11 protein-coding genes and 1 pseudogene are annotated in these 15,702 nt (G+C 54.7%); 5 read left to right on the top strand and 7 right to left on the bottom strand.

Going from position 1 to position 15,702, the window contains the following annotated elements; all coding sequences use genetic code 11:
• Positions 1-22: 22 nt before the first annotated feature.
• From M1D91_RS02870 to M1D91_RS02855, 4 genes are all read right to left on the bottom strand, one after another.
• Positions 23-841 carry a hypothetical protein gene (locus M1D91_RS02870; RefSeq protein WP_457975966.1) on the bottom strand — a complete coding sequence of 273 codons (819 nt, stop codon included), beginning with the start codon at positions 839-841 and terminating at the stop codon, positions 23-25.
• On the bottom strand, positions 834-3,185 hold the full coding sequence (locus M1D91_RS02865) for a type VI secretion system Vgr family protein (RefSeq protein ID WP_457975964.1): 2,352 nt from the start codon (positions 3,183-3,185) through the stop codon (positions 834-836). Before M1D91_RS02865 ends, M1D91_RS02870 begins: the two co-directional genes overlap by 8 nt.
• Positions 3,186-3,473: 288 nt before the next feature.
• Positions 3,474-5,576 (bottom strand): ferrioxamine B receptor FoxA, encoded by a 2,103-nt coding sequence (gene foxA, locus M1D91_RS02860; protein WP_437434422.1) that lies wholly within the window; start codon positions 5,574-5,576, stop codon positions 3,474-3,476.
• A 161-nt stretch (positions 5,577-5,737) separates the two neighbouring features.
• Positions 5,738-6,694 (bottom strand): helix-turn-helix transcriptional regulator, encoded by a 957-nt coding sequence (locus M1D91_RS02855; protein ID WP_437434423.1) that lies wholly within the window; start codon positions 6,692-6,694, stop codon positions 5,738-5,740.
• 387 nt (positions 6,695-7,081) lie between these two features.
• Here M1D91_RS02855 and tnaC point away from each other — a divergent pair, with 387 nt between their 5' ends.
• The 3 genes and pseudogenes from tnaC (at position 7,082) to mtr (ending at position 10,044) form a co-directional block, all read left to right on the top strand.
• Entirely contained in the window at positions 7,082-7,177 is a 96-nt protein-coding gene (gene tnaC, locus M1D91_RS02850; protein WP_437434424.1) for a tryptophanase leader peptide, read from the top strand.
• A gap of 124 nt (positions 7,178-7,301) precedes the next feature.
• Positions 7,302-8,690, top strand: coding sequence for a tryptophanase (gene tnaA / locus M1D91_RS02845; protein ID WP_437434425.1), 1,389 nt, complete (start codon positions 7,302-7,304; stop codon positions 8,688-8,690).
• A 109-nt stretch (positions 8,691-8,799) separates the two neighbouring features.
• Positions 8,800-10,044, top strand: a pseudogene (gene mtr / locus M1D91_RS02840) (tryptophan permease).
• A gap of 565 nt (positions 10,045-10,609) precedes the next feature.
• On the opposite strand, the gene M1D91_RS02835 reads toward mtr, so the two are convergent.
• Positions 10,610-11,731, bottom strand: coding sequence for a ribosomal protein uL16 3-hydroxylase (locus M1D91_RS02835; protein WP_437434427.1), 1,122 nt, complete (start codon positions 11,729-11,731; stop codon positions 10,610-10,612).
• A gap of 157 nt (positions 11,732-11,888) precedes the next feature.
• Here M1D91_RS02835 and M1D91_RS02830 point away from each other — a divergent pair, with 157 nt between their 5' ends.
• Entirely contained in the window at positions 11,889-12,461 is a 573-nt protein-coding gene (locus tag M1D91_RS02830) for a DUF1349 domain-containing protein (RefSeq protein ID WP_437434428.1), read from the top strand.
• A gap of 10 nt (positions 12,462-12,471) precedes the next feature.
• Here the strand turns inward: M1D91_RS02830 and M1D91_RS02825 are convergent, their stop codons facing one another.
• Entirely contained in the window at positions 12,472-12,861 is a 390-nt protein-coding gene (locus M1D91_RS02825; RefSeq protein ID WP_437434429.1) for a putative T6SS immunity periplasmic lipoprotein, read from the bottom strand.
• Positions 12,855-13,403 (bottom strand): type IV secretion protein Rhs, encoded by a 549-nt coding sequence (locus tag M1D91_RS02820; RefSeq protein WP_437434436.1) that lies wholly within the window; start codon positions 13,401-13,403, stop codon positions 12,855-12,857. The genes M1D91_RS02825 and M1D91_RS02820 overlap by 7 nt, the downstream gene beginning before the upstream one ends.
• 229 nt (positions 13,404-13,632) lie before the next feature.
• Between M1D91_RS02820 and M1D91_RS02815 the strand changes: the two genes are divergently transcribed.
• Positions 13,633-15,702 (top strand): site-specific DNA-methyltransferase, encoded by a 2,070-nt coding sequence (locus M1D91_RS02815; RefSeq protein WP_437434430.1) that lies wholly within the window; start codon positions 13,633-13,635, stop codon positions 15,700-15,702.

Raw genomic sequence — 15,702 nt, 5'->3', positions numbered from 1 at the left:
TAGGGTGCCAATCACTGGCACTCTAATAGATGCCTTCTATTATTTTCATTTCTTCCTCTGTCAGATTTAATTCAAAATAGCGTTCAATATTGTAGGCGCTTTTAAAAACATACTGGCTGTTCTTTTTCACAAGATCATTTGCTTTAAGCAGGTAACCAGTTTCATTTTTGTCTTTCGTGTCAATTGGGATGTCATCCGTACCCATTCCGCCATACTCTCCATTATTACCATGCCGATAAAAATGTGAAAGCTCATGGCAAAGGGTTGAGACCTGAGAATACTGCCCTGTTAGAGGCTTACACACAAATTTCTGGAATATGTTTACCGTTAAGGTTTTGCTGTACAAATCAGGGTGTAGGCCCATTGTCTGGTCAGCAGACACACTTGCGCTTGCTTTGCTATCATCAGTTTTATTAATAAAACTCCCCTGTCGGATGTCATTACTGTTAACTCTGTTTTCGAGGTTCATTTTTTCGCAAATAAATATCATTCTGTCGACGCTTTTTTGCATAAAGAGATAGGCGGTGATATTTTCATTTTTTTCAATGTAGGGATCTCTGGGTGATTTCCGATCTCGTTGTTTCGCTCTTTCCTTTTCTGCCTCGCTGTCAATAGTGATGATCACATCATGCCTTACTCCAAAGATTTTAAAAAAATCTTTCTGCTGTTCTATCCCCCACTTTTCCTCGGATAAATCATCCCGTCTTTTTTCCAGCACCATCAATGTCGCTTTCAGCGCTTTTGTCATCATTCTTTTAAACTGGTTGGTGACTTTCACCTCTTGCACACATTTTTTACTTTTAATCGTTACCGCTGATGAACTCTTTTTTTTCTCACTCATCGACGCCTCCTTCAGTCATATCAATATTCTGGCTTAATAATCGTACATCAATTATCTCTGCGCATTCGCGGATGAATCTTTCCGTCTGGCCTTCTTGATCCGTTATGCCATAACTTTTACTTCCATCGGCATATCGCACAACGTATCGGGCAGCGGCGTAAGGGACGCCATCATCATTTTTGAAATGAAACTGACGGTAATAATTGTCATCATCGTCCGGTTCTTCCTGATCATCGGGTGTTTCATCGTCACCATGATTGTAATTATTCTCTTCAGCCTGCGGTTCATTCTGCTCCTCATATTTATTCCCATCCTCCAGCCCCTCCATCCCCCCCGGTAACATCACCCCCACCGGTGTTCCCGGACGTCCCCCGCTGTTGAGATTGATTTTCGGCCCCGTGATGTCCACCCCGGCCGGGTGTATCACCACAAAGGAGCCCCCCACCCGCAGGGTGATTTGCGTGTCGCTCTGCAGCACGATTTCACCCCGCGCACGGGTGCCGCAGGCCCCCGTCACCTTCAGGGCCTGGCTGCCTTTGACCGTCAGGCTGTGGCTGCCCTCCACCCTGCAGAGGTGGTTTCCGCGGGTGTTATGATGCTGGTTTCCCTCCACGGTCACCGTGCGGTCATTCGCCACGTGCAGGCCGTCGTCATGACCGGTGCTCACCCTCCGGTCGTTATTAACCCGGAGCGTCTGGTCATTGCGCACCGTCATGCGCCGGTCATGAGCCACGGTGAGGGTCTGGTCGTGCCCGATGCTCATCCGCTGGTTATGACCAATGGTCTCGGTGTGGTCCGCCTTCACGTCCGTGGTGCGGTTGTTCAGCACCTCGGTGTCCATGTCCTTCTGGGCGTGGATGTACACCTGCTCCTGGTCCGTCGCATCCTCAAAGCGCAGTTCGTTAAACCCGTCACCCCGGTAGGTTTTTGAGCGGATGGTCATCTGCGTCTTCGTGTCCGGCAGACGGCCGGGGGCGCGGTTCACGTCATGGTACAGACGCCCCGTGATGACGGGCTGGTCCGGGTCGCCGTGCAGAAAGTCGACAATCACCTCCTGGCCGACGCGGGGCAGGGCCAGGCTGCCGAACCCGGCGCCCGCCCACCCCTGGGAGACCCGTATCCAGCAGGAGCTGTCTTCACTGTTGCCGTGGTAACGGTCCTGGTGAAAGCGCACCCGCACGCGGCCGTATTTGTCGCAGAAGATTTCCTCGCCCGGCGGGCCCGTGACCACGGCACTCTGCGGGCCGTCCACCCGCGGCTTCGGCAGCGGGGTGACACGCCAGGTGCGGTCTGCCGGGATAACCTCCAGGCGGTTGCTCAGCGTGGTGCCTTCCCCCGGACTGCCGTGCTGCGCCTGCGGCTGCCGGCCCTCCATGACACTGCCGGTGACCTGCCATTCCCGGTTCAGCAGGGAGGCGGGGTGACCGGTCAGGGTGAACCGCCGGCCGGGCCACAGTACCGGGCTGTTGCTCTCGCAGGTGGCGGTCTCCGCATCCCGGCGCCAGCCCTCTGCCTGATAACGGGCAAAATCCCGCCCGTGCTGCTCATCCTTGAAGCGCCCGGGGTAGTCAAAGATTTCGTACTGCGTGCGCTGGCCGTTGAGCTCACGGGGGTGGTGACTGAAGCTGCCCTGCCAGTGTGGCGCTTTGAAAGTGTAATCCCGGGTCTGTACCGAGGAGGGACGTATCTGCGCCTGGTAGCGGAACAGGCTGATGCAGTCCGTGGAGACCTCCGTGCGGGTGTTGGGGTTAAAGGGCAGCTCACCTGCGTTGCCGGTGCCCGCGACATCATCGGTGAGCACCAGTTTCTGCTCCGCTGCGCCGCAGGCGAACCAGTCGAAGAAGAAGATACCCTCCTCGGCCCACAGACGGCGCAGGAAACCGAGGTCAGTCTCGCCGTACTGGACGCAGAATTCGCGTGGCGGATGGGGGTCGTACAGGCAGGGCACCTGGCCGGTGACACCGTGCTCCGTGAGGAGGGTGGCGGTGATGGCCTCAGTGTCCAGTTGCTGGAAGATGCGGAAGTTCCGGCGCAGGCCGCAGCGCCAGAGGGCAGGCGAGACCGTCAGGGCAAAGTTCATCTGACCGTGGGCGCTGTGCGCGAGGGCGAAGCCGGTCACGATGCCGCTGAGGACGAACCGGGAAACGCTGCCCTGCCAGATGGTGAAGGTGGCATTTTTCTCCAGAAAACGGGCGGCGTCCCAGCCTGAGAATCTGCCGGTGACCTCCGCGTCAAGCCGGAAGGGTGTGGAGAGGTGCTGCTGAAGGGAAAAGGTGACGACGGCGATGGCACGCGGGGGGAGCCCCTCCACGTCAAGGGTAAAGCGAAGGCCTTCCTGAGACATACATTCCTCCGTGACCAGTCACGCTACCGCCGGGGAAAACCGGGGTTTCTCCTGCGTACAGCGGGCACAGTGTTCCTGATATGAGAAGGAATCATTGCAGACGGCATGAAAGTGGCGAAGCGAAAACCCGTCAGAAGAGCAGAATTCGGAATCTATAAAGGGCGAGAGGAAGTAGCACAAGAAAGGACCGGGATTTGTGGCTATCTCTGGCCTCCGCCTGTTCCGGGTACCGGATTAAAATCCCAGGCGAGGCAGAAAAGATGCCCGGCGCCTGGCCGGGCAGTTTTATCAGAACGAGTAAGACACACTGCCTACAATGCTGCGCTCGGCACCAAAGTAGCAATAGGACAGAGAGTTACAGGAAGCCACATAGCGCTTATCAAACAGGTTGTTGACGTTGACCTGCGCACTCAGCCCCTTCAGCCCGACATAGCTCAGATCGTAGCCCACCACCGCATCCATCAGCGTGTATGACGGCAGCGTGTGGGTGTTCTGGCGATCGGACGTTATCCCATTCACATAGCGCACCCCGGAGCCCACCGTCAGACCATTCAGCGGGCCGCTCTTCACATCGTAGCTCAGCCAGGCGCTGGCCTGATTACGCGGCGCGTAGACCGCGCGCTTGCCCTGCTCTTCCGGGCTGCTCTTTTTATAACGGATATCGGTGTAGGTATAGGCCGCCTGCAAACGGACGTTCTCGGTCAGCTGACCCACCGCTTCCAGCTCCACACCCTCAGACTCAATTTCGCCAATGGAGCGGTAGGGGTCGGTCGGCTCCTCTTTGGTGGCAATGTTTTCCTGATTGATACGGAACACGGAGGCGCTGTACATCGCCTGCATCCCTTCCGGTTCATACTTCAGCCCGGCTTCCCACTGTTTGCCCTTCATCGGCTGGAGGATCTTGCCGAATTCGTCAGTAAAGCTGGTTGGCGTGAAGGCCGTTGAGTAGCTGACATAAGGCGCAAAACCGTTATCGAAGAGATAGAGCAGCGCCGCACGGCTGCTGAAGTGGCCTTTGTCCAGCGTGTCGCTGGTGTCGTTCAGCTTGTTGACGTTGGTCACTTTCACCTGGTCATGACGACCACCAAGAGTCAGACGCCAGTTGTCGAGCGACATCTGATCCTGCACATAAATACCGGTCTGCTCAAGCTTGTGCTTCTCACGGCTGTACATAGTGATGTAGTCCGGGTCTGCGCCATACACCGGGTGGAAGGCATCAATCGTCGGGAAGCCGCCGTAATAACCGGTGGTGTTGTTGCTGCGGCGCTGATAATCCACGCCCAGCAGTACACGGTGGTTCACAATCCCGGTTTCGATGTTGCCATCGACCTGGTTGTCCAGGGTCAGCGCATTCATCTTCTCATCGGAACCGGAGTAGCCGCGGTTCAGCTCAGTGTCGTTCAGCCAGCCCGCCGCATACACCTGATTCAGGTTCACTTTGGTCTGCAGATAGCGCAGCTTCTGACGCACCGACCAGCCGCTTTCAAAGGCGTGCTCAACGTTATAACCGACCATGTTTTCACGGCGATCGTAGTTGTCGTAATCGTCTTCGCCTTCAAAGAAGGTGTTGGAGATTTTTTTGCCTGCGTGCGGGACCACGGTGCCTTCATACGGCAGACCGGAGTGGCTGCCGCCCTCTGGATCACGATGCAGATAGGCCATCACGTCCAGGCGCGTCCTGTCGGTAATGCGCCAGGTCAGGCTCGGCATGATCGCATAACGCTCTTCTTTAAGATGGTCAAACTGGGAGTCCGCATAGCGGGTCATCCCGCTCAGGCGCACCGCAACGCGATCATCATCATCGACCGGGCCGGTCACATCAAACGCGGCACCGCGCTGGTTATTGTTGCCGGCAAAGAGTTTGACCTGACCGCCTGGGTCAAAAGAAGGTTTGCGCGAGTTCAGCGCCACAATACCGCCGGGAGAAGAGCGGCCATACAGCACCGAGGCCGGGCCACGCACCACTTCCACGCTGTCGAGGAACCAGGGGTCAACCACCAGCGAGCTGTGCGAGTTGGTGTCGCCCATCATTTTCAGACCATCGAGATAGATGTTATCCAGGCTGCCGTCGGAAAAGCCCCGCATCACGATGTAATCAAAACGGTTAGAGGCGCCAATCTGGTTGGCGTAGACGCCCGGCGTGTAGCTCACGGCCTGGCGGACGCTGGTCGCCCCTTGCTCTTCAAACTGCTGGCGCGTAACAATGGAAACAGACTGCGGCGTTTCGATATCCGGCGTCTCCAGTTTGGTCGCCCCACTCTGCATCTGCGATGTCACCACCAGCGTATCGTTCTTTGCAGGCGCAGTGGATGCCTCTTCTGCATGAGCCATCAGGCTCATTCCACCGGTGATACAGCCAATCAGTAATGCCAGCCGCGTTTTTGCGAACATGTAACTCTCCAGAAGCCATTATTATTGTAAATAAGAATTATTACCCTTTTGAACGCAGCAATAGCTATGCGCAATGCCAGGACGCGTATGCGTGGTGCCAAACTGCATTTACACGGGGAATAAGGGTCTATGTAACGTGATATCCCGGCAACACCGCCGGGTTATTCAGGCAGGCGGGCATCGCTTGGCGCGAAGCCATAACGACGCCGAAACGCGGTGGAAAAGTTGGTTGCATGCTGATACCCGGATCGCCAGGCCGCCTGCTGCACGCTGTACCCCTGCGCGAGATAACGACGTGCCTGCTCAAGCCGGCAGTCACGAAGATAATCAAAGACCGAATGTCCGTAGGCCTGGCGGAATTTTACCCGCAGGCTGCTGCTGCTCATCGCCGCCAGTTGAGCAAGCCCCGGGAGGGTGTACTCTTTTTCAGGCTGGCTTTCGAGCAGGCGGCGAACGGTCTCCAGGCGATGGTGCTCGCTGGCAGGAAAGGCAGAACGCGCCACTGGATTCGCCATACGATGCGCAAGCCCGTGCCCGAGCAGTTGCAACATCACCCCTTCAAGCATTATCTGGCGCGCGAGTCCGGCCATGCCGGACTGCTGCGTATGCTGCAACCCGGCTATCATAAAGTCCGGCACCTGCCATAAAAACGTGGGGGCACCGGTGCTTTCCCACTGCTGGAGCAACGCCGAAACGAGCGGGGACTGCCAGGCGTTTTGCGGATCAACGCCGAGTGAAAACGTACGCAAATGGCGATCTGCCTGATGCACCGCATTCATCACCTGCTGTTCATCCAGGCGGCAGGTAAACGCCATGCCGGAACGGACCACAAACTCCTGACCGTTCACCCGCAACATCACGCACCCTTCGAGTACCACCAGCATATAGAGCGGACAGGCATGCAGTGAGGTCGTCTCATAGGGTTGCATAACCCGGATGTCAGAGCGGGTCAGGTTGAGGCCAGAGGAGAGTGCGATTTCTTCCACATCGCCCTGAATGACAATCTGCTTTTCTTTCGTCACGCTCCGGCCTGCCGTCAGTGAAGGGAAGCGATAGTCGATGCCGTAGCGTTCGCCAAACACGATAAAATCTTCTACAGAAAAGTGTTTCTTTTGCATTGCAAACCGTTGCGATCGTTTCAGCATTTCAGAAAACGGACGTTAAGACACGCTACACCTTAGCATCGCCGTCAGGGCGCGGCAATAATACTGAGAACCATTCTCACTCGCAACACTTACGCAGGGTGGCCCCATGACGCAGAGGATATCCTCCTCCTTAAATGCTTTTGTGGTTACAAAATAGAATGCGGGTTTTAATCCCCCGCATTTTTACCCTATTAAAAGTGCGTGTTTTGTATAAAGGTTTAAAACGCCCATTAAAAACGTGCCCGTCTTCAAACTTTTCTGCCCCTTATTATCTTTAGTAAACACTTTGTGAGATTAATCGCGGATATTATTTAATTTCTCTCTATTTTTATTACACCCTTAACGCCAGAGGATGATGTAATGACATTAAGATTGATTTACCGCCTCATTGCCCTGGGCGGTCTCAACGCTTGGTATAACCTCGACCCACGCATTACCAACGACTTCCCTCGTTAATTCTCCGCTGCCTGTAATCCATTAAAAAAATCTTACTCAACACGACGTTGAGGGATATTTTTTGCGCGCATATCTTCGCCAGAAATATCAAGACGTCGCACGGCACGCTTTTGGAGAAATTATTATGAAACGCATCCCTGAACCTTTCCGCATTAAAATGGTTGAGAATATCCGCATGACCACCTGGGACGATCGCGTCAAAGCATTGGCCGAGGCCGGATATAACCCCTTCCTGCTTAACAGTGAAGATGTCTATATTGACCTGCTGACCGACTCCGGCACCGGCGCGATGAGCGACCGCCAGTGGGCAGGGTTGATGATGGGTGATGAAGCCTACGCGGGTTCGCGTAACTACCAGAATTTATGCGCAAAAGTGAAAGAGATCATCGGCTATCCGTTTACCATCCCGACTCACCAGGGGCGCGGTGCGGAACAGATCCTCTTCCCTTCCCTGATTGCCCGCTGCAAATCGAAAAAGCCGGTGTTTATCTCCAACTTCCATTTCGACACTACGGCCGCACATGTGGAGCTGAACGGGGCGAAGGCCATCAACGTGGTGACGCCAAAAGCCTTCGACACCACCTCGTGGTACGACTGGAAAGGCAACTTTGATATCGACCAGTTGAAAGCGACCATCGCCGAGCACGGCGCGGAGAACGTGGCGGCCATCGTCACCACCGTGACCTGCAACAGTTCCGGCGGCCAGCCGATTTCGCTCTCAAACATGCGTGAGGTTTACCAGATAGCGAAAAGCCATAAGATCCCGGTGGTGATTGACTCCGCCCGTTTCTGCGAAAACGCCTGGTTTATCAAGCAGCGTGAGGAGGGTTGTGCGGACCGCTCCATCAAAGAGATCATCCGCGAGATGTACACCTATGGCGACATGCTCACCATGTCGGCGAAGAAAGATCCGCTGGTGAACATTGGTGGGCTGTGCTGCTTCCGCGACGATGAAGATCTCTTTAACGAAGTGCGTATCCGCTGCGTACCGATGGAAGGCTTCGTCACCTATGGCGGCCTGGCGGGGCGTGATATGGAAGCGCTGGCTATTGGCCTTGAAGAGGGCACTAATGAAGATTACCTCACCTACCGCATTGCGCAGGTAGAGTATCTCGGCGAGCGTCTGCGTGAAGGCGGCATCCCGATCCAGTACCCGACCGGCGGCCACGCGGTGTTTGTTGATGCCAAACTCCTGTTGCCGCACATTCCGGCTGAGCAGTTCCCGGCCCATGCGCTGAACAACGAACTCTACCTGGAAGCGGGTATTCGCAGCGTTGAGATCGGCTCTTTATTGCTGGGTCGTGACCCGACCACCGGCGTGCAAAAACCGTCACCGATGGAACTGCTGCGCCTGACCATCCCGCGCCGTGTCTACACCAACGACCATATGGACTATATCGCTGACTCGCTGATTGCGGTGAAGGAACGCGCGTCGTCCATTAAAGGGCTGACCTTCACCTATGAACCGCCAGTGCTGCGCCACTTTGTGGCCCGCCTGAAACCGGTGGAATAAAGCACTATCAGACGCGTCCGCAACGGGCGCGTCTTTCCGATGTCACGCCAGAATAAAGACAGGTCGCCCGTCAGGGCGATGCGAAATATGACGTCTATGGAAACGTACTATGGCTACTCTATCGGTAACAAATAAAGCGCCTTCACTCGTTGGCGGCGCAATGATTATTGGTGGCACCATTATTGGCGCAGGCATGTTTTCTTTACCGGTTGTCATGTCTGGATCATGGTTTTTCTGATCACTGCTCGCATTGGTTTTTACCTGGTTTTGTATGCTGCATTCAGGATTAATGATCCTTGAAGCCAACCTGAATTATCATATCGGGGCCAGTTTCGACACCATTACGAAAGATTTACTCGGCAACCGCTGGAATATTATTAATGGTCTGACGGTCGCTTTCGTTTTATATATTTTGACTTACGCGTATATCTCCGCCAGCGGCTCCGTTATTCATCATACCTTCGCGCAGATGAATATTACCTTCCCGGCACGGATTGGCGGGGTACTATTTGCTTTAGTCGTCGCGTTTATTGTCTGGTTAAGTACCCGGGCGGTCAGCCGGATGACCACCATTGTGCTCGGCGCCAAAATCCTCACTTTCTTTATGAGCTTTGGCGGGCTTATCTGGCATGTGCAGCCTGCGGTACTGCTGAACACTGCTGAAGTGAATCCGAGCTACCTGCCCTACATCATTATGACCCTGCCGTTTTGCCTGGCCTCTTTTGGCTACCACGGTAACGTGCCCAGCCTGATGAAATACTACGGTAAGGATCCGCTCACCATCCGCCGCTGTCTGTTGCTCGGCACGCTGATGGCGTTGATCCTCTACATTTTCTGGCTGGTGGGAACAATGGGCAATATCCCGCGCCCGGCGTTTATCGACATCGCGGAGAAAGGCGGCAATATTGATGTGCTGGTGCAGGCGTTAAGTGGCGTGCTGAACAGCCGGGGACTGGATTTACTGCTGACGGTGTTCTCGAACTTCGCCGTGGCCAGTTCGTTCCTTGGCGTGACCCTGGGGCTGTTTGATTATCTGGCGGATCTGTTCAAATTTGACGACAGCCCCAAAGGTCGCTTTAAGACCGCGCTGGTGACGTTCCTGCCGCCGATAGTCGGTGGGCTGGTGTGGCCCAACGGATTTATCTATGCAATTGGTTTTGCGGGTCTTGCCGCCACCGTATGGGCGGCGATTGTGCCTGCGCTGCTGGCGAGCGCGTCACGTAAACGCTTTGGCAGCCCGCACTATCGGGTGTGGGGCGGCAAGGCGATGATTATTTTGATTTTGTGTTTCGGGGCGGGTAACGCGCTTATTCACGTACTGTCGAGTTTTAATTTGCTGCCGGTGTACAGGTAGGTTCTGTGACATAAAACCAGGCACTGGCGATCCCCTCTCCTCTTTGGGGAGAGGGGATCGCCAGTAATATTGCTTTTTACAGCGATAACACTACGCAATGAGAATACAAAAGTAACAGCGATGACAGGGTCCGGCTGAAAATCGATGAGGCGCTGGAGGCTGACCGGGGCCGCCCGCAGGGAAGCGGGCGAAGGGGATAGCCTGCAAGAACGCAGGCTGGTCCCCGATCCGAAAGTCAGACGACATAAGACGACAGAATTGCCGGGAGCAATTTTGAATAGCGCCTGCGCCAGCCCCGAAGGGGTGAGCCCCAGGGATGGGGCGAATAATGCCGCGAAGCGGCGATTTTCCTGGCCGGGAGCCCGGGTCGCCAGGGTGGTGGCGATGAGCCACCCTGGCACGTTCACGGATTCTGGCGCTACACAAAAGCAAGGAGCATAAGGTGAACGTAATGACCACCAGAGCCGCATTTTCCCCCTCACCCTAACCCTCTCCCTCAAGGGAGAGGGGACCGTCCGTGCTCGCATTTTTGTAGGGATTTCACCACCTGATCGAGCAAATGTTCTTACTCGTCGAAATACCAGTAGCCCTGGTTCACCAACGCAGTGAGTTCAGCGATAAAGGTCGGATTATTTATCGCCTCGCCCAGCTCCGCTTTACCGATGAGCAGATGCTGGCACAGGGCTTCTGCTGCTTTTGGCGCAACGGTCTCAAAGCGCTCGCTGTTGACGAAGAAGCCATCGCCGACCTGTAGCACGCGCAGGCCGCCCAGGCGGGTCAGCACCTCGCCATCCATCAACGCATCCCGCACTTCCTGCGGCTCATAGGGCGGCTCTGCCGGGGCGATGTCCAGCTCGTGACGTGGCGTGGTAATAAAGCGACCAAACCACTGTTTGAACGTTTCCGGCTGGTTGATCATCGCGATCATCATGCCGCGCACGCGCTCCAGTTCGTACTCTTCGATCCGGCCCGGATTGTCGCGGCTGACAAGATCCGGATCGGTATAGTGATCGCCACCCAGATCGTTATCCACTGCGTAATCCGCAAAGCTGCTGATAAGATCGCGGCCGTTGGGCCCACGAAAACCGATGGAGTAGTTAAAAGCGGTCTGATGGGTGATACCGTCGTGCGGGAATCCCGGCGGAATATAAAGAATGTCGCCGGGTTCGAGATCTTCATCAATGATCGGCGTGAACGGCTCAACGTGCAGCAGCGCCGGATGCGGGCAGAACTCACGCAGCGGCAGTTTATCGCCCACGCGCCAGCGACGGCTGCCCATCCCCTGAATGATAAAAACATCATACCAGTCGATATGCGGCCCTACACCACCACCCGGTACGGAGAAGGAGATCATCAGATCGTCAAAACGCCACTCCGGGATGGCACGAAAGGGTTTAACCAGTTCAGCTGACGGCGTATGCCAGTGGTTTACCGCCTGCGCCAGCAGCGACCAACCGGTTTCACCCAGACCGTCAAAGTGCTCGAACGGGCCATTGCTTGCCTGCCATTCGCCATTGAAATGGCTGACAAGGCGGCTGTCGACTTCCGCTTCCATTGCCAGACCTGCCAGTTCATCCGGCGTAATAGGATCGACGAAGTTCGCAAACGCGTTTTTCAATACAACCGGCTTTTTCTGCCAGTATTTCTCTAAAAATTCAGGCCAGTTAAGGTCTAGTTGGTAAGCCATGTGGTCACACCCGTGGAAAGATAAGCGGGCGTGATTATGCGAGGGATTGGCAGATGTAACCTTGTCGGTGGTCAAGGGGATCAAGCAAAACAGGACGTCGCATTGTCACGCTACACTCTATCCAACCCGTTTTGCATAACTGAAAAGGAAAAAGATCATGCAGCCTGCTTTTAACTGGATCAACGAACCGACTACGTGGCGTCATGAAGAGGGTCAGCTTTCGGTAGTCACGGATGGGCACACCGATTTCTGGCGTAAAACCTGGTACGGCTTCGAACGCTTTTCCGGTCATATCTATGCGACGGAAACCGGTGAAGATTTCACGTTCCAGACAAAAATCTGTGCTGATTTTACCACCCTCTATGACCAGGCCGGGATCATGCTGGTGAAAGATGAGCAGCACTGGTTAAAAGCGGGTATTGAGTTTAACGATGGCGCTCCCGCCATTGGCAGCGTGCTGACGCTGGGCCATTCCGACTGGGCAACCGGCATTTTTCAGGGCAATGCCGGTGCATTCTGGATGCGCCTCACCCGCAAAGGGGATGCGCTGCGCCTGCAATATTCTGCTGACGGCGTGAGCTGGCCCTTGCTTCGCCTTTGCCCCTTCCCTGCGGGTAAGGTGCAGATTGGCGTGATGTGCTGCACGCCAGAGCGTCAGGGGCTGGCGGTTAACTTCCATGACATCAGGCTCACGCCCGCGCTGGAAAAGGATCTCCACGATTTAAGCTAAGCCAGCGGCATCAGTAAGGTGCAATGCGTAACCCGCCGCCCGCCGTCGACAGGACGCTGAACTCCGCGGTCACTAAATGGTAATTGCTGGGGTCTGGCGTTTCGATATCGTAAGCGAGCGTGTAACGCTGGCCCGGCATAAAAAGGTAGCCAAACAGCGGCAGGCAGGTTCCAGGCGGGGCATACACCGGCTGATTGTGGAACAGGCGAACCTGCTTCTCGCCGCTGCTACTGTAAAACTGAATACCGATAATTTTCTCGTCAGGCTTAACGGGCGATACCACGCAAACCGCGTTGTGCTTTATGGCCACCAGCGCAGGAACCCGTGATACCACTTTGTCACCCGGTCCCGGACAGCCGGTTAATAAAACTGCAGCCAGTACCACGCCATGCCTCAGCATATTCCCTCCGGGCCCCGGATAATTTTTTGATAAAGGGCAGGTATGTCCCTCAGGTTATCCTTACCGCGATATTTTCCTGGTTTCCCCGCCATCTGATAAAACTGCCAGGTGCTGATGCCATACGTCACAATTAACCAGTAATCCGCCAGAATAGACGCCTGCTGCTCAAGGGAGTAGTCGGTGAGTTTTTGCTTATCCAGTCGGTAGTCATACTCTGCCGCCCAGCTAAATAATCCCCGCGTTCTGACCCACTGCCCGTGCTGGTGCTGCCACACATGGCCTAACTCATGAATAAAAAGATGCTTGTCCTGAATATAGACGTGGGTGGCGGCAAAATCCTCTTTATAGTGCTGCTCCCGAAACCACATTTCGCCATTCGGCGTCATCGCATAGCAACTGCACTGCATACCGAAGGGTAAATAGCTGTCGCAGTGCACCCAGACGTGCCCGTAGTGGATGGCCTCGCCAAAAACCCGGCGCGCCATAGCAATTTCTCCGAGCGTCAGAAGGCGCAATCTGCCTTCGTGACCGTGTACGCTCATCATTCATCCGTTGCGTTTGTTTTTACCCCATCGTGAAACCATTCGTATGATGAATCAATTCGGGATAGTCCTGGTTTTTGCAGGGATTTAAATGAAGCACGTGTGACTGCCAGAGGGTGTCAGTCGCCGCCCTTACACTGCCCCATCGGGTAGGCGTTACGGCCTTTTTTTTGTATCATCGTCCCTGCCTTTTTGACCCTCAATGGAATGCCCCCCGGAGTAAATGCGAATGCTTAAAGATTTACAGAAACAGAATGAATCCATTACTCCCAACAGCGCCTTTCTGAATGAACTGCACGCGAAGCTGCCTGAATTTTTCACGCCGGATGAATACGATGAAAACGGCAATCTGCTTGCCAAAGGCAGCTTTGACCTGGCGAAATTTCAGCGCGCGCTCAAAGAACGCAATATTGAGGAGTTGAGCAGCGGTTACCAGCTTGATTTCATTGGCAAAGACTATGCAAAAAAACAGGCCGGTGAAAAATCCACGACGGTGATAGTCCCGGACAACGAACACAACGGGCAGCCAGAAAACAGTAACAGCCAAAACCTGTTCCTGACCGGCGACAACCTTGAGGTGCTGCGCCATCTGCAAAATAATTATCACAACGCCGTCGACATTATCTATATCGACCCGCCCTACAACACCGGTTCCGACGGCTTTGTTTACCCGGATACCTTCGAGTACAGCGACCAGGCGCTGCAGGCGATGTTTGGCCTTAATGACCAGGAGCTGGCCCGCCTGAAATCCATTCAGGGTAAAGCGACCCACGCCGCCTGGCTGACCTTTATGTACCCGCGCCTGTGGCTGGCAAAACGTGTACTGCGTGATTCCGGCGTCATCTTTATTCATATCGATGAGAACGAGCACGCTAACCTTAAGCTGCTGTGCAATGAGATATTTGGCGAGTCCAATGATTTAGGCGAAATCGTCTGGGATAAACGTAACCCCAAAGGTGACGCCACGGGTATTTCCCAGCAGCATGAGGTCATTCTGACCTACTGCAAAAACAGCGAAGCCTTTAAAGCGGTCAACAGCCTGAAGCGGCCGAAAGAGAATGCCGCCCGCATGCTTGAGAAAGTCGACTCTTTAATTAAAAAGCACAACGGCATTACCGACGCCGTGCGTAAAGAATATAAAGAGTGGATCGCCCAGCAAAACTTCAGCGGCGGCGAAAAGGCCTATAACCAGATTGATGATAACGGTGATATTTTCCGTCCCGTCTCGATGGCGTGGCCGAACAAGAAAAAAGCGCCGGATGATTATTTCATTCCACTCATCCACCCGGTGACCGGTAAGCCCTGCCCGCTGCCGGAGCGCGGCTGGCGTAACCCGTCCGCCACCATGAAAGAGCTACAGGAAAAAGGGCTCATTCTGTTTGGCAAAGATGACACCACCCAGCCGAACCGTAAGTACATTCTCAAAGAGAATATGTACGAGAACGTGCCGTCACTGTTCTATTTTGGCGGCAGCGACGATACCCTGCTCTCCGCGCTGGATATTCACTTTGATAACCCAAAACCGGTCAGCCTGGTGAAACGGATGCTTAACTCCATTCAGGGCATAAAAAATGGGGTGATTCTGGACTTCTTTGCAGGCTCCGGCACCACGGCCCATGCGGTAATGGAATTAAATGCCGAAAGCGGCAGTCAGCACCATTTTATTACCGTACAGCTGGCAGAACCCATCCGGGATGATAATGCCGCACACGCGCTGGGATTTACCTCCATTGACCAGATGAGCCGTGAACGAATTAAACGTGCCGCGCGTAAAATTCGCACTGATATACCGGCCACTGAGGCAGATCTTGGCTTCAAACATTATCGTTTCGTCACCCCGGTGCAGCAGACGCTCGATGATTTAGACAGCTTCGACATCGCTACCGGCAATTTCATGACCACCAGGGGCCAGCTCACGGCTTTCAGTGAATCCGGCTTCGACAATATGATCACCCCCTTCTCCGCTCAGGGTCTGGGGCTTTCCGGCAAGACCAGCGGCGAAGAGACCATTCTCACCACCTGGCTGGTCGCAGACGGTTACACGCTGGACGTGGATGCGCAAAAGCTGGCGTTCGCAGGTTACACCGCCACCTATGTGGAGGGCACACGCCTCTATTTAATTGAAGAGAAATGGCGTGCGGCGCAGACCCGCGAGCTATTGAACCAGATTGGCACCCATCAACTGGCGGTGCAGACGGTGGTGGTTTACGGCTATTCGTTTGATCTCGAATCCCTTCGCGAACTGGAGCTGGGCTTAAAACAGCTCGATCAGAAAGTGAACCTGGTGAAGCGTTACTGA

The sequence above is a fragment of the Enterobacter sp. SA197 genome (assembly GCF_054131575.1).
The sequence above is the reverse complement of the archived record's forward strand: the minus strand, read 5'-3'. Positions and strand labels throughout refer to the sequence as shown.

Coding starts and splice junctions, on each gene's coding strand:
- M1D91_RS02830 (WP_437434428.1), top strand. CDS start 11,889: ATGCAGCCTGCTTTTAACTGGATCAACGAACCGACTACGTGGCGTCAT.
- tnaA (WP_437434425.1), top strand. CDS start 7,302: ATGAAACGCATCCCTGAACCTTTCCGCATTAAAATGGTTGAGAATATC.
- M1D91_RS02865 (WP_457975964.1), bottom strand. CDS start 3,185: ATGTCTCAGGAAGGCCTTCGCTTTACCCTTGACGTGGAGGGGCTCCCC.
- tnaC (WP_437434424.1), top strand. CDS start 7,082: ATGACATTAAGATTGATTTACCGCCTCATTGCCCTGGGCGGTCTCAAC.
- M1D91_RS02855 (WP_437434423.1), bottom strand. CDS start 6,694: ATGCAAAAGAAACACTTTTCTGTAGAAGATTTTATCGTGTTTGGCGAA.
- M1D91_RS02820 (WP_437434436.1), bottom strand. CDS start 13,403: ATGAGCGTACACGGTCACGAAGGCAGATTGCGCCTTCTGACGCTCGGA.
- M1D91_RS02835 (WP_437434427.1), bottom strand. CDS start 11,731: ATGGCTTACCAACTAGACCTTAACTGGCCTGAATTTTTAGAGAAATAC.
- M1D91_RS02815 (WP_437434430.1), top strand. CDS start 13,633: ATGCTTAAAGATTTACAGAAACAGAATGAATCCATTACTCCCAACAGC.
- foxA (WP_437434422.1), bottom strand. CDS start 5,576: ATGTTCGCAAAAACGCGGCTGGCATTACTGATTGGCTGTATCACCGGT.
- M1D91_RS02870 (WP_457975966.1), bottom strand. CDS start 841: ATGAGTGAGAAAAAAAAGAGTTCATCAGCGGTAACGATTAAAAGTAAA.
- M1D91_RS02825 (WP_437434429.1), bottom strand. CDS start 12,861: ATGCTGAGGCATGGCGTGGTACTGGCTGCAGTTTTATTAACCGGCTGT.